Annotated in this window: 8 protein-coding genes; 3 read left to right on the top strand and 5 right to left on the bottom strand. The window is 70.1% G+C overall.

Annotated elements, in window-relative coordinates; genetic code table 11:
- Positions 1-85 precede the first annotated feature (85 nt).
- A complete protein-coding gene (locus tag DAT35_RS30780) occupies positions 86-4,501 on the bottom strand; it encodes a DNA topoisomerase 3 (protein ID WP_108071661.1) in 4,416 nt (1,471 codons plus the stop codon).
- Between the two features lie 281 nt (positions 4,502-4,782).
- Here DAT35_RS30780 and DAT35_RS30775 point away from each other — a divergent pair, with 281 nt between their 5' ends.
- On the top strand, positions 4,783-5,253 hold the full coding sequence (locus tag DAT35_RS30775) for a hypothetical protein (RefSeq protein WP_108071659.1): 471 nt from the start codon (positions 4,783-4,785) through the stop codon (positions 5,251-5,253).
- Between the two features lie 180 nt (positions 5,254-5,433).
- On the opposite strand, the gene DAT35_RS30770 is transcribed toward DAT35_RS30775, so the two are convergent.
- The 3 genes from DAT35_RS30770 to DAT35_RS30760 all read right to left on the bottom strand — a co-directional run bounded on the left by DAT35_RS30770 (position 5,434) and on the right by DAT35_RS30760 (position 9,407).
- Positions 5,434-6,600 carry an SDR family oxidoreductase gene (locus DAT35_RS30770; protein ID WP_108071657.1) on the bottom strand — a complete coding sequence of 389 codons (1,167 nt, stop codon included), beginning with the start codon at positions 6,598-6,600 and terminating at the stop codon, positions 5,434-5,436.
- 52 nt (positions 6,601-6,652) lie between these two features.
- Positions 6,653-7,939: an NTP/NDP exchange transporter gene (locus tag DAT35_RS30765; protein WP_108072142.1), complete on the bottom strand. Its 1,287-nt coding sequence runs from the start codon at positions 7,937-7,939 to the stop codon at positions 6,653-6,655.
- Between the two features lie 175 nt (positions 7,940-8,114).
- Positions 8,115-9,407, bottom strand: coding sequence for a pyridoxal phosphate-dependent aminotransferase (locus tag DAT35_RS30760; RefSeq protein WP_108071655.1), 1,293 nt, complete (start codon positions 9,405-9,407; stop codon positions 8,115-8,117).
- Positions 9,408-9,687: 280 nt separating this feature from the next.
- Between DAT35_RS30760 and DAT35_RS30755 the strand changes: the two genes are divergently transcribed.
- Positions 9,688-10,161, top strand: coding sequence for a CHRD domain-containing protein (locus DAT35_RS30755; RefSeq protein ID WP_108071653.1), 474 nt, complete (start codon positions 9,688-9,690; stop codon positions 10,159-10,161).
- Positions 10,162-10,252: 91 nt separating this feature from the next.
- The gene (locus DAT35_RS30750) at positions 10,253-11,008 is read left to right on the top strand and encodes a hypothetical protein (protein ID WP_233261821.1); all 756 of its coding nucleotides are present in this window, start codon (positions 10,253-10,255) and stop codon (positions 11,006-11,008) included.
- A 9-nt stretch (positions 11,009-11,017) separates the two neighbouring features.
- On the opposite strand, the gene DAT35_RS30745 is transcribed toward DAT35_RS30750, so the two are convergent.
- Complete coding sequence (locus DAT35_RS30745; protein WP_108071649.1) at positions 11,018-12,985, bottom strand: 4-alpha-glucanotransferase; 1,968 nt, start codon at positions 12,983-12,985, stop codon at positions 11,018-11,020.
- Between the last annotated feature and the right edge of the window lie 127 nt (positions 12,986-13,112).

Below are 13,112 nucleotides of genomic sequence, written 5' to 3'. Positions count from 1 at the left end.
GAACGGAGGCTCACTCTCTCATAAAGAAAAACGCATCCGCTACTCCCCCCTCGGAGAACACGTCCTCCGGTGGGAGTTGTAGGACTCAGGATGACACGCGGCCGACGAGGGCGAGGATGGTGTCGCCATAGCGCTCGGCCAGCTTGGGGCCGACGCCGTGGATGCGCTGCAGTGCGGCACCGTCCCGGGGGCGCGCGGTGGCGATGGCGCCGAGCACCCGATCCGTGAGGATGCGGAAGGCGGGCACGCGGCGCCGGCGGGCCTCGGAGAGCCGCCAGGCGCGCAAGGCCTCCACGAGCTGGGGCGAGGCCGAGCCCACCCCGAGCGTCGCCCCGCTGCGCCTGGAGCGCTCCAACGCCCGCGACAGGGCCTCGCGGCCCGGAGGGACCCGGGACACCGCCGCGGGCTCCCGCTCCTCGAAGTCGTAGTCGTACTCGACCTCGGGCTCGGAATCGGAGTCGGACTCGAACCGCGCGGGAGCCGAGCGCTTGCGCCTGCCACCCGGGGATGCCCCGGCGGAGGACGCCCCCGAGGCGGCCCGCTTGCGGCGCGAGGTGCGGCGGCCACCTCCAGCCTGGGAGCCCTTGGCCCGGGAGCCGCGGCGCTTGCGTGCGGGGGCCTCGTCGGGAGGCCGCGGCAGCTGCACCTGACCCGGGGCGGGCGCGTGCGTGCGGCGGCCCTCGGGCGTGAGCGTCACACGCTGGAAGGTGATGCTCTGGCCGTCCTTCTCGAAGGTGTCCTCGGACAGGCGCACGAGCCCGGCGCGCACGAGCCCCCCGAGGAGCCGCTCGAAGTCGCGGCGGGGGAGGGCCTCACCGAACAGCTCGCGGTGGAGCCTGCCGGTGGCCTGCCCATCGCGCTCGTGGAGGGCCTCGAGGATGCGCGCGAGAGCCTGAGCTTCGGAGGCCGAGGGCTCGCTGAAGCGCAGGGTGGCACAGGACTCGGGAGCACAGACGTCGCACAGGCCGCAGGGAGCGCCGGTGTCCTGGACGTCGCCGAAGTGAGCCACGAGGTGCCGCATCCGGCACCCATGGGACTCGGCATAGCGGGCCATGTGCTCGAGCTGGGACTGCTTGTGCTCGCGCTGCGCCGAGTACGCGGCCATCCAGCCCGGACGGCCGCGGCGCACGGACTCATCCGGAGTCATCTCCACGCCACCATGAATCCACAGCTGCTCGAGCGCCTTGTCGAAGACGTCGGACTCCAGGCGCACCCGGGCGGCGAGCGACTCCTTGGGCTCCGGCTCCTCGCGGGTGGAGCGGAAGAGCCGCTCGAGCACGGAGGGCTCGGGATAGTCGCGCTGGTGGAAGAACTCGTGCGTACGCCGATCGATGAAGGAGTGGAGCAGCACGGCGCGCGAGGGCTTTCCATCGCGGCCCGCGCGGCCCAGCTCCTGGTAGTAGCCCTCGAGGCTCGCCGGCAACGCGGCGTGCACCACGGTGCGCACGTCCGCCTTGTCGATGCCCATGCCGAAGGCCGTCGTGGCCACGATGACCTCCAGCCGGCCGCCGAGGAACGCCGACTGCACCTCATCCCGCTCCGAGGCGCTCATGCCCGCGTGGTAGGTGCCCGTGCGGAAGTCGGCACCGAGCTCTTCCGTGTACTTCTCGGCGTGCTTGCGAGTGGCGGCATAGACGATGGCGGGGCGGTGGGAGGGCTCGGCGAGCAGCTCGCGGATGGCGTCGGAGCGCTGGCTCGGGTTGAGCTCGCGCACCTCGATGGCGATGTTGGTGCGCCGGAAGCCATGGATGAAGGTGCGAGCGGGCGCGCTGCCCGTGCCCTGGAGCGTGAGCTGCTGGACGATGTCGCGCTGCACGTCCGGGGTCGCGGTGGCGGTGAGCGCGATGACGGGAGCGGGACGCAGCAGGGGCAACCGGGCGCCCAGGAGCCGGTAGTCGGGACGGAAGTCATGTCCCCACTGGGAGATGCAGTGGGCCTCGTCCACCGCCACGAGCGCGGGAGTGCGGCGGGCCAGCAGCTCCACGAAGCCCGGCACCCCGAGCCGCTCGGGCGCGATGAAGAGGAAGTCCAGCCGTCCCTCCAGGTAGTCGGCGCACACCTGGCGAGACGTGGCCCTGTCCCGCCCCGAGTGGATGCGCTCGGCCGCGAGCCCGAGCGACTGGAGCCGCGCCACCTGGTCCTCCATCAGCGCGATCAGCGGACTGATGACCAGTGTCGTGCCCGAGCGCGCGAGGCCAGGCAGTTGGTAGCAGAGCGACTTGCCTGCGCCCGTGGGCATCACCAGGAGCAGGTCCTTGCCCTCCGTGGCGGCGCGACACACCGCCTCCTGATACGGCCGGAAGTCCGGGAAGCCGAATACCTCCTGGAGCAACCCGCGCAGCGCGTTCGGCGGCGTGGGCTCACGGGGCTTGCGCTCGGGCCGGACGGTGTTGGGATTCGTGAGCGTCAACGGAGGGCGCGCGGTGTTCCCGGTACTCGCGAGAGGCTCGGAGGCGGCCGGGTTGCGCGGGGTCCTGGGCTGGGACCTGCGGAGCCCCTCACCCTGACCCCCTACTGGAGGGAGCGGGGTGTTGCTCGAGCGAGTGGTGGAGATGGAGGGCATGGGGATGTTAGGCGGAACCTTCCCCACCACCTCGATGACGTACGCCTCGATGCCTCGCAGGAAGGAGTCCAGGTCTCCACTGCCCTGCTCGATGCGCTGCAGCCACGCCTCCCACTGCCCCGTCATCGCCGGGCTCTTCACGTCCGGATGCACCACCCGGATGAGACCGATTCCCTTCTCCGTCGCCTCGAATGACTTGCCCCGCCGGACCAGGTAGCCGCGCTCGAGCAACGTCTCGATGATGGCCGCACGCGTGGCCGGCGTTCCCAGCCCTGACTCCCGCATCGCGTCCGCCAGCTCCTTGTCGTCCAGCGTCCGCCCCGCCGTCTCCATCGCCGTCAGCAGGCTCGCGTCCGTCAAGCGGGGAGGCGGCCGGGTCCGCTTCGTCACCGGCTTCACCTCGCGCACCGAGCGCGCCTGCCCCTTCGCCAGCCCCGGCGGGAGCACCTGGTCGTCCTCGGGCTCCTCCGCCTCGGCCTCGCTCCCCTTCTTCCCCGCCTCGCGCGGCTTCGGCGCCCGCTGTCCGCCCCCCACGTCCAGCACCTTCCAGCCCTCGCGCTCCACCATCGTGCCCGAGCTGTGGAAGCGGTCCACCACCGGCGCGCCCGCGCTCGCGGCCAGCGAGGAGACGGCGGTGATGACGGTCGTCACCGACCAGACGAAGTCCTCGTGCCACGCGGCCAGGAGCCGGCGGCAGACGAGCTCGTAGATGTGCCGCTCGTCCGGGGACAGACGCGCGCCCTCCGGCGAGGTCGTCGTGGGAATGATGGCGTGGTGGTCCGTCACCTTCGCGTCGTCCACGAAGCGGCGCCCCAGCGGGCGCACTCCGGTACCGGGAGCGAGCAGCGCCTCCCACGGCGCCCGGATGACACGCACCACCTCCGGGAGCGTCTCCGCCACCTGCTGGGAGAGATGACGGCTGGAGGTACGCGGGTAGCTCAGCAGCTTGTGCTTCTCATACAACGCCTGCGCCAACTCCAGGGTTCGCTGGGCGCTGAAGCCATACAAGCGGTTGGCGTGGCGCTGCAGCTCCGTCAAATCATAGAGCAACGGTGCCGCCATCCGCTTCGTCTCGGAGGTGACGGACTCGACGGCCGCGCGGCCCGTCTTCACGCGCTCCACGACGCGCCCGGCCTCCTCGCCATCCGCAGGCAGGCGCCGGGCCTCGCGCGCATCCCACTCCTTCTCCTTGCCCGGCTCGGCGGGGCGGAACCAGGTGCCCTGGTAGCTGCCCTGGGGACCCTCGGGGCCCGCCGGGCCGAAGGTGGCGACAACCTCCAGGTAGTCCTTGGGAACGAACTCCCGGATGGCCAGCTCGCGCTCCACCAGCATCGCCAGCGTGGGCGTCTGCACCCGCCCCACCGAGAACGTGTCCCCGCACGCCAGCGTGTACAGGCGCGACAGGTTCATCCCCACCAGCCAGTCCGCCCGGCTGCGCCCCTTGGCCGCGTCCGCCAGCCCATCGTAGTCCTGCCCGGCCCGGAGCGAGCGGAACCCGTCGCGGATGGCCCCCTCCGTCAGCGAGGACACCCACAGCCGCCGCACCGGCTTGCGGCACCCGGCCGCCTCGTAGATGTAGCGGAAGATGAGCTCGCCCTCGCGCCCGGCGTCCGTCGCGCACACCACGGCGTCCACCTCGGGCGCGGTCATCACCCGGCGCACCACCCGGAACTGGCTCGCCGTCTTCTCCTCCACCACCAGCGGCCAGTCCCTGGGCAGCATGGGCAGCAGCTCCCGCTGCCAGCGCTTCCACTCCGGCCGCATCTCGTGCGGCTGCGCCAGTCCCACCAGGTGGCCAATCGCCCACGTCACCACGTAGCCATTGCCGCGGAAGCACCCCTCGCCCTGCTCGCGCGCACCCAGCGCCCGCGCGATGTCGCGCGCCATGGCCGGCTTCTCCGCCACCACGGCCAGCACGCCCCGTCCTCCATCACCCATGGTTCATCTCCTGCGGCCTCCAACGGCCCCGACCATACCCCCACAGGCTCCTCCTACCTGCAAGGCCGTTCAGCCTACATGTCTGTATACTCGGAGAGCAGGCGAGCGGACACCGGGAGCGGGTTGCGATCGGCCGCCTGCCCTCTGGAAACACCGGCCACCGGGTTGGCGCTCTTACGCAAGCGGTTGGCGTCCGAGAGGAAAACTCCCGAGCGCACTTTGGCCAATATCCCTCCTGTCACCAACGCGCACACGGGCGCGCCACACGGGGGGAAGTGCCCATGCAGCTTACGGTGGAGAAGAACGGGATGAAGGCGTCGCGTCATCAGGACCATGGGAAGCGGACGGGCGAAGGGACGGGGGGCGTGGTCCTGCATGTGGGGGGGGAGCTGCATGCGGCGGTGACAAAGACTCTGGCCCGGCTGTCCTGGACGGCCGGGCAGTTCGAGCGCGATGGGGGCAACCGGCTGGAGGTACCGAGGCTGGTGACCTTCGCGGGGGCGAAGCGGTCCCAGTTGGCGGTGCTGACGGAGGCCGCGGTGACAGCTGAACTGCGCGAGGCGGTCACGGGGGTGACGTGCCTGGCGTCGGTGAGGCCCACGTCGCCGCGGCTGGCGGCGGCCCCCATCGTGCTCGCCAGAGGTCAGGAGTTCAGCCCGGGCCGGGCCACTTCCTGGCACGAGCTGGTGGAGTCGGCGCACAGCCACGACGTCCACTCCATGGTGGACGAAGGCGGTATCTACAGTTGGTAGGACTTTCAGCCCCCCTGGTGCACCGGGGGGCCAGTCTGGGAGACCGGTGGGGGCCGGGCTCCAGGGCTGACGACCCAACGACTCCTGCCCGCCAGATAGAGGGGGAGGGCAGACGAGGTCGAGGTCGAGTGATGAGGGATGCCTCGCTTTCAAACGAGGCATCCCTCATTTTTTTTGCCGTCAGCGCGCGTGGGCCGACCCGGCCCGCTGCTGGCGCCAGGCGGCGAGCACCTCGCGCTCGCGCTCCGGGCTGAGGCCGGCCCGCTTCTGCAGCTCCGCCTGACGCTCCGGGGGCAGGCCGTTGAACCAGGCCAGCGTGTCGCGAGCCGTGTCCACCGTGGGGCGGAACTTCAGTCCGCGCGCCACCGCCCGGGCGTTGCTGACGGCGCTCATGCCCGCCATCTCGCCCTCGGGCGTCACCCACACGGGCATGTCCATCCACGCCCTCACGGACTGCGTCTCCAGGAAGGCGGCGTCGGCCCAGGTGAAGGCAGCGTCGCCGGAGCTGGCCTGTCTGCAGGCCTCCAACAGCTCCTTCATGGTGAGGGGCTTGGCGGGACCGGTGGCGTTGAAGGTGCCGAGGTCCCGGTTCTCGATGGCGAGCAGGGTCCACTCGGCCAGGTCCCGCACGTCGATGAACTGAGCCGGGTCCTCGCCACTGCCGGGAGCGAGCACCTCGCCACCCCGGGCCACGCGCACCGGCCAGTAGGTGAAGCGCTGGGTCGGGTCATCCGGACCCACGATGAGACCCGGGCGGATGTTCGTGGTGCGCCCGGGGAAGGCTGCCTCGGCCGCCTTCTCACAGAGCGCCTTGAGGGCGCCATAGTTCTCGCGGACGTCCTCGTTGCTGGGGTCGCTCACGGTGGCCAGGGGCGAGTCCTCGTCCATGCCCGGCCGGGGCAGCTCCTTGTAGACGGAGATGGTGGAGATGAAGACGTAGTGGCCCACATGAGGCGCCAGCAGCTCCGCCGAGGCCCGCACGATGCGAGGCACGTAGCCGGAGGTGTCGATGACGGCGTCCCAGCTGCGCCCCTCGAGCGCCTTCAGCCCCTCGCCGTTCCTCGGGTCCCGGTCCCCGTGCAGCTTCTCCACATCCGGGAAGAGCTGGGGCCGTGTCTTGCCACGGTTGAAGAGGGTGACGGTGTGGCCGCGTGCGCGCGCCGCGTCCACGAGCTGGGGGCCCAGGAAGCCCGTGCCTCCGAGGATGAGGATGCGCTTGCTCCCCCCACTCCGTGGCGCGGACACCTGGGGCGCCTCACCGCTCTCACGGGTGGTGGCACACCCCACGGCCCAGAGCGAACCGAGCGCCGCGGCGCCCTTCAATACGCCTCTACGAGACAGCTTCATGCGATGGACCCCCTCTTGAGTGAAACAGAAGAACGAGCGCCGGGCCGCGTGCTCAGCGAGCCGCGTCCACGGTGGAAGCCAGGGCGGGAGCCGAGGCCGGCGTGGAGGCTCGTTGATGCCGGGCGAGCCACAGGGACACCGCGAGCCACAGGCCCGCGAAGGGCACCGCCGCCAGCGCCAGCCCCGTCGTGCCCAGCCCCAGCGTGTCGAGCCCCGTGTACATCCAGGCGCTCACCGAGTCGCTGCCGCGGTACACCACCGTGTCGATGAAGCCCTTGGACTTGTACTTCGTCTCGCGGTCCACGCTGGTGAAGAGGATCTCTCGTCCGGGCCGCTCGAAGGAGTAGTGCGAGGCGTTGCGCAGCGACTTGAAGCCGATGAGCATCCCCAGCGTGGGCACCACCGCCAGCCCGGCGAAACCGAGCGCGGTGAGCAACGGCGCCACCGCCAGCGCCGCGCCCAGGCCGAAGCGAGGGATGAGGCGTCCCGTCACCACCGTCTGCAGCACGAGCGTGAGCACCTGCACCCAGAAGTCGATGTCCGCGAAGGCGGCCGCGCGTGCGTTGGTGCCAGAGGCCACCTTGTCCACGATGTGGGCCTGCTGGTTGTAGAGGAAGGTGGAGGTGGCGGCGTAGAGGAGCATCTGCAGCCCCAACCCCAGCAGCAGGGGCGAGGAGAACAGCAGCCTCAACCCGGCGAAGATACCCCCTCCCACGGGGGCCTCGCCGACAACCACCCGGGACTGCACCTCGGACGCCCGGCGCGACAACAACCGCACGCACTGCGCGCTCCCCTCCAGCAGTACCGCCGTGAGGAGCATCAGGTTCGTGGCCCCCAGCGGCTCGGCCAGGAGCTTCACCAGGAAGGGTCCCACCAGCATTCCCGCCGTGCCCCCCGCTGCGATGAAGCCGAAGAGACGCCGGCCCTGTTCGCTCGCGAACAGGTCCGCCATGAAGCTCCAGAAGACGGAGACGACGAAGAGGTTGTAGACGCTCACCCAGACGAAGAAGGCTCGCGCCACGGCGTCTCGTCCTACCCCCAGCTTCAACACCACGAAGAAGGCCAGCAGGTTGAGCAGGAAGAAGCGGTAGACGAGCGGTATCACCCGCTGCCTCGGCCAGCGAGACACCAGCGCCGAGAAGGCCGGCACCGCCACCAGCATCACCCCGAAGGTCGCCGTGAAGAGCCACGGCACATTCTTCACACCCCCCGCGGTCGCCATCTCGTCCCGCAGCGGCTTGAGGATGGCGTAGCCGCACATCAGCGTGAAGAAGTAGACGAAGGACAGCAGGACCGAGCCCACCTCCTCGTCCTTCACGGTCACGAATCTCTTGAGCATGGGTGCCGGTGCCATCCCCGAAGGCCCTCGGAAAGGGGTTGGCTCCCCTCCGAGCGTGCCGTCACCAACCCCGGCACCCCCGCACTATTCCCGAGCCTGATGGGCCCCACCAGCACCCCCCCGAGCCGGGGCGCGTCACGACCTCGCGTGAAGCGCTCCCGGCCCTCGGGTACGGCTACTTCCCCACCGCCGCGCGCAGCACCGCTTCCACCCTCGGCAGGCCCGCGCGGATCTCCTCCATCGACACGGCGCCCACCGACAGGCGGAACCAGCCCGTGTCCTCCTTCAAACCAAACGCCTGGAAGGGCACCAGCGCGAAGCCCGCCTTGTCGAGCAGCAGCTTGCGGATGTCATCGTTCGTCTTCAGCCCCGCCTTGCCGATGAGGTCGAACTGCGCCGACAGGTAGATGGCTCCCTGCGGCGCGATGGAGCGCACCGGCAGCCCCGCCGCCCGCATCGCCTCGAAGCCCTGGTGCAGCGCCACCAGCCGCTCGTCCACCCGCCGCCGCATCGTCTCCAGGAAACTCGACATCGCCGGCACGTCATCCATGAAGCGCGCCACCGCGATCTGCTCGGCCTTGGGCGCCCACGCTCCCACGTGCCCCAGCACGTCCTTCATCCTCGAGATGATGGACGGCGGCCCCACCGACCAGCCCACGCGCACGCCCGTGGCCGCGAACGCCTTCGAGATACCGTCCACGAACACCGTGTACGGCGCCAGCTCCGGCACCAGCTCCAGCGGCGTCACGTGCTTCGTCTGACCGAACGTGAGCGTCCAGTAGATCTGATCGTACATCACGATCAGCGGCTTGCGCCCCTGCGCCTCGCGCTTGCGGTTCTCCTCCACCACGCGCTGGCCGATGCTCCGCAGAAGCTCGGGGGAGATCATCGTCCCCGTGGGGTTGAGCGGGCTGCATAGGCACAACAGCCGCGCCTCCGCTAGATGCGGCGCAAGTTGCTCCACCGTGGGCATGAAGCCGTGCTCGGCGTCCGTCACCACCGCCACGTGCTTCGCCCCCATCATGTGCGAGTAGTGGTTGTTGTTCCACGAGGGCACCGGGTAGACGACCGTGTCACCCGGGTCCATCACCGTGCGGAAGATGCCGTAGATGATCGGCCTCGCTCCGCCAGTGATGAGCACGCTCTCCAGCGGGTACTTCAGGCCCAGTGCGCGCTCGTAGAAGCGCTGCACCGTCTGCCGCAGCGGCAGCACGCCATCCGAGGGCGGGTAGTTCGTCTCGCCCGCCTTCAGCGCCGCGGCGATGGCGTCACCCAGCGCAGTGGGGATGGGGAACTCCTTGGGGCTGAAGTCCCCCACGGTGAGGTTGCACACCTGTTTCCCCTGCGCCACCAGCTCGCGGATCTCCCCCGCGATGCGGAGGATTTCACTGCCAACGAGTCCGCGCGCCATCGTGCCAACGGTGTCGTCCCGGCGGGGGCCAAACAGAGGGGTAACGTCGAGAGCCATGGGGGTCGCTCCAAGGAGGGGTCCGCGTCCGGGCGAACCATATACGCGGCGAGGTGCGTCATCCCAAGGGGGTCCGTGGGATTTTCCGCTCCCCCTGCGGCCACGGCTCCCGGACGCCCCCTTCCTCCCCTGGCCTCGGAGGACACTGCCCGGTAGCGGGCACTTCACTTCCTCCTGGAGCCAGGATGCACCGAAGTCCGGTAGACACGCTGCCCGACCGCTGAGGCTCCAGGCCCACCCTGGGTCCCCATGAGTCCAAGCGGACAGACAGGAGAAACCGATGCACACGCGTAACACGAAGCACTGGGTGGTGCTGACCTGGGTTGCGGCCGGGCTGTTGGGACTGGCCGGCTGCGGAAATGACACGTTCGTGTCGACCACCGAGCTCAAGGGCGCCAACGAGGTCCCCGCGGTGACGACCTCCGCCAGCGGCACGGCCAACGCCACGCTCGACGGGGACACGCTCACCGTCACCGGCAACTACAGCGGACTGTCGAGCGCCCTGCACGAAGTGTCCGGCAGCGCGGCTCACGTCCACCAGGCCGCCACGGGCGAGAATGGCCCCATCCTCTTCAACCTCACCGTCACCCCCTCCGCCGCCGACTCGCGCAACGGGACCTTCAATGGCTCCAAGAACCTCAACGACACCGAGAAGCAGGCCTTCAAGGACGGGCTCCTCTACGTGAACGTCCACACCGAGGCTAATCAGAGCGGCGAGATCCGCGGCCAGTTCAGCCTCGTCAAGGCGGAGTGACGTGACCCCCGGGCGGGCCCGGCCTCGTCCCGGCTCCGCCCACCCTTCCTCCCCGGCAATCGTGCTGGCACTCGAGCGCCGCTCGTGCCACATGGGGCCCCGCCAGGCCCCGGCCATGCGGGCCGCCAGGAGGATGATGATGAAGGTGATTGGACGCTGGATGCCGATGCTTGGGCTCGCCGCCTGCCTCGTGGCATCGGGATGCAAGGAGCCGACGAAGCCGCCCCCGCCCGCGGAGCCCGCCGCTCCCGCCCCTGCCACTCCCACCGCGCCTGCCACTCCCGCCGCGCAGACCGCCGATGCGGGCGCTGGTACGGCCACCGATGCCGGTGTCGCGCCCGCTGCCGAAGCCACTCCGCCCCCCTCCTCCCCCACCCCGGGCGCCCAGACCGCCCAGCCGGAGGACTCGAAGAACCGCGAGTGGACCGCGGGCCGCGTGGACATCCAGCGCTCCAGCCAGAAACCGGTGACGCTGCGCGAGGTGCGCGAGGGCCGCAACGAGGGCTTCGACCGCGTCGTGTTCCAGTTCGACGGCGACCAGGTGCCCGGCTACCACCTCGAGTACATCGACAAGCCCATCATCAAGTGCGGCTCGGGCGACCCCACGGACGTCGCCGGCCAGGCCTGGCTGCAGGTGCGCATGGTGCCCGCTCAAGCCCACGAGGGCGGCAACGTCACGGTGGCCCAGCGCGAGCGCAAGCCCAAGCTGCCCCTCATCGAGGAGATGAAGGTGACGTGCGACTTCGAGGGCGAGGTCATCTGGGTGCTCGGCGTGAAGCACCCCAACAAGTACCGCGTGATGGAGCTGCACGAGCCCACCCGCCTCGTGGTGGACGTGCAGCACTGAGCACGCCCTTCACCCGCGTTGCAGCTGCTCGGCCAGCCGCTCCAGGGCCGAGATGAGTTGCTGATGCCGCGCTCGGGCCTCCGCACCGCCCGCGCGCAGCGCCAGGGCCAACGCCCTCGGCAGGTTCAGCGCCCCGTTGCTCCCGAGCTTCTCCGCGTACCCGTTCCGGTAGTCGTTGGGCACGCGCAGGCTCCAGTTCTCCTCGCTCACCGTGCCGGGCGCGTTGTACGTCTCCTTCATCCCCAGCAGGTCCGCGAAGAACACCATCACGTTCTCCGCCCGGCTGGCGAACAGGTCCGCGAACTTCGCCTGCACCAGCAGCCCCGGCTCCTCCACCAGCCGCTTCGCGAAGTCCTCTCGCCCCTCCTCCTCCGGGTGCAGCCTCCACGCCAGATAGTCCGCCTGCGCCTTCGTCTCGCCCGCCAGCTGCCACCGCTCCGCCAGCGCCCAGATGGGCTTCGTGTCGTGGTTGCCCACCATGATCCAATCCTGGGGCGCGGCGTTCTCGCTCCGGTACACGTCCCTCGGGTTCGTCAGATCCGCCTTCTGCGTCACTCGGAAGCGCCCCAGCCCGTACTGCTCCATCACCCGCTGCAACGGGTACGGCAGCGTGCTCAACACCTCGCACAGCAGGTCCGTCACCTTGCGCCCATGGGCTTGCGCCGCCGCGATGATGGCATCGAAAAGAGCGCTGTAGCGGCGCACCTGCACCGGGTTCAGCTCGCGCACCCAGCCATCCGCGTAGCGCGGCACCGAGCGATCCAGCTGCGCCGGCGGCACGATGGCCCAACGCGCCAGCACCGGGTGGTCCGGCAGGTCCGGCGAGGAGAAGAGCCGCGCCCCGTTCTGCACCGCGCTCAGCGCGTTCAGCTCTCCCGCCCGGTACACCCACGGGCACACCAGTCCGTGCGGATGGTCGATGCGCAGCCCGTCGTACTCGGACAGCATCTTGTTCACCCGCGCGCCCATGAACCACAACACCGGACCGGGCTGCCGTACCCCCGCGTAGGGACCCGTCGCCGCGGGCGGCGCGTGGTACTGCCCCGGATCCAACACCGGGTAGTTCCACGGCTGGCCCTCGGGGTTGGTGCGGCTGGGCGGCGCCCCCATCAGGTACGAGCCCACGAAGAGCCCCTGATACGCCCAGGCATCCCTCGGCGAGTAGCCAATCTGCAGATCGCCGAACAGCTTCAGACCCCACGCCGCCGTCCGCTCCCGCAGCGCCGCGTGCTGCGAGTGCACGAGGAACTGCCGGAAGGCATACGCCTCCACCTGCTCCGCGTACTTCGTCAGCAGCACCTTGCGGCGGTTGGCGAACGCCGTCTCCTCACCGGGACGCGGGCTCCACAGCCTCCGGTCCCACTCACTCGGCCACTCCTTCCAATACGGACGCCCGTGCTCCACGCAGAGCACGTCATAGAGCGCGTCCCGCTCCAGCCACTCGTGGTGCTCGCGGCGGAACTTCTCGAAGTGCTCGGAGAGCCAGGCGATGGCACCGCCAGGCACGGCCTGGGCCCGCTTGTGCCGGAAGCTCTCCCACGCGGCCTCCAGCGCCTCGTTCTGGGCTCGGAAGACGTAGCGGTGCTTCACCCTCGCGTCCTTCCCGGGCCGCGCCGTCACGATGGACTGCACACGCTCGGGCCGCAGCAGTCCTCCCCAGGACTCCTCGTGCGTGAGGGACGCCAGCGTCACGTTCAGCACGTTGCGCGAGAAGAGCGTCCCGTCATACGGCGAGGCGTTGTCCTCCGATGTCTGCCCCTGCGGACCGAGCTGGATGCCGTTGAAGCCCAGCTCCCGCGCGAACTCGAGGAAGCGCATGCCCCCCTCCGAGTACGGCGAGCCCCGGCCGATGTCCTCTCCCGGAGCGCTCGGGAAGCACGGGTCGTGGATGCTCAACACCAGATTGCGCACGTTCAGCGCGGCCAGCGCCGCCGTCACGTGTCGCCGGTAGTCTTCGGGAAGGATTCCTCGGGGCATTGGCACGAACCGGGGGAAGAGGCTTCCACCCTAGGAGATAGCAGCGGGGCCGGGAACTCCTTCCCGACCCAAGCCGCCCGGCCCCTGAGCAGGTGCTGACAGAATGGCAGCCGCGCGCCGGGCCGTG

Origin of the sequence: Vitiosangium sp. GDMCC 1.1324 (genome assembly GCF_003044305.1) — a bacterium.
Classification (GTDB): domain Bacteria; phylum Myxococcota; class Myxococcia; order Myxococcales; family Myxococcaceae; genus Archangium.
Note: the sequence above shows the minus strand (reverse complement) of the source record. Positions and strands in the feature narration are given on the sequence as shown.

Excerpts from the sequence above, each read along its gene's own strand:
- DAT35_RS30780 (WP_108071661.1), bottom strand. The coding sequence starts at position 4,501 with ATGGGTGATGGAGGACGGGGCGTGCTGGCCGTGGTGGCGGAGAAGCCG.
- DAT35_RS30775 (WP_108071659.1), top strand. The coding sequence starts at position 4,783 with ATGCAGCTTACGGTGGAGAAGAACGGGATGAAGGCGTCGCGTCATCAG.
- DAT35_RS30770 (WP_108071657.1), bottom strand. The coding sequence starts at position 6,600 with ATGAAGCTGTCTCGTAGAGGCGTATTGAAGGGCGCCGCGGCGCTCGGT.
- DAT35_RS30765 (WP_108072142.1), bottom strand. The coding sequence starts at position 7,939 with ATGCTCAAGAGATTCGTGACCGTGAAGGACGAGGAGGTGGGCTCGGTC.
- DAT35_RS30760 (WP_108071655.1), bottom strand. The coding sequence starts at position 9,407 with ATGGCTCTCGACGTTACCCCTCTGTTTGGCCCCCGCCGGGACGACACC.
- DAT35_RS30755 (WP_108071653.1), top strand. The coding sequence starts at position 9,688 with ATGCACACGCGTAACACGAAGCACTGGGTGGTGCTGACCTGGGTTGCG.
- DAT35_RS30750 (WP_233261821.1), top strand. The coding sequence starts at position 10,253 with ATGGGGCCCCGCCAGGCCCCGGCCATGCGGGCCGCCAGGAGGATGATG.
- DAT35_RS30745 (WP_108071649.1), bottom strand. The coding sequence starts at position 12,985 with ATGCCCCGAGGAATCCTTCCCGAAGACTACCGGCGACACGTGACGGCG.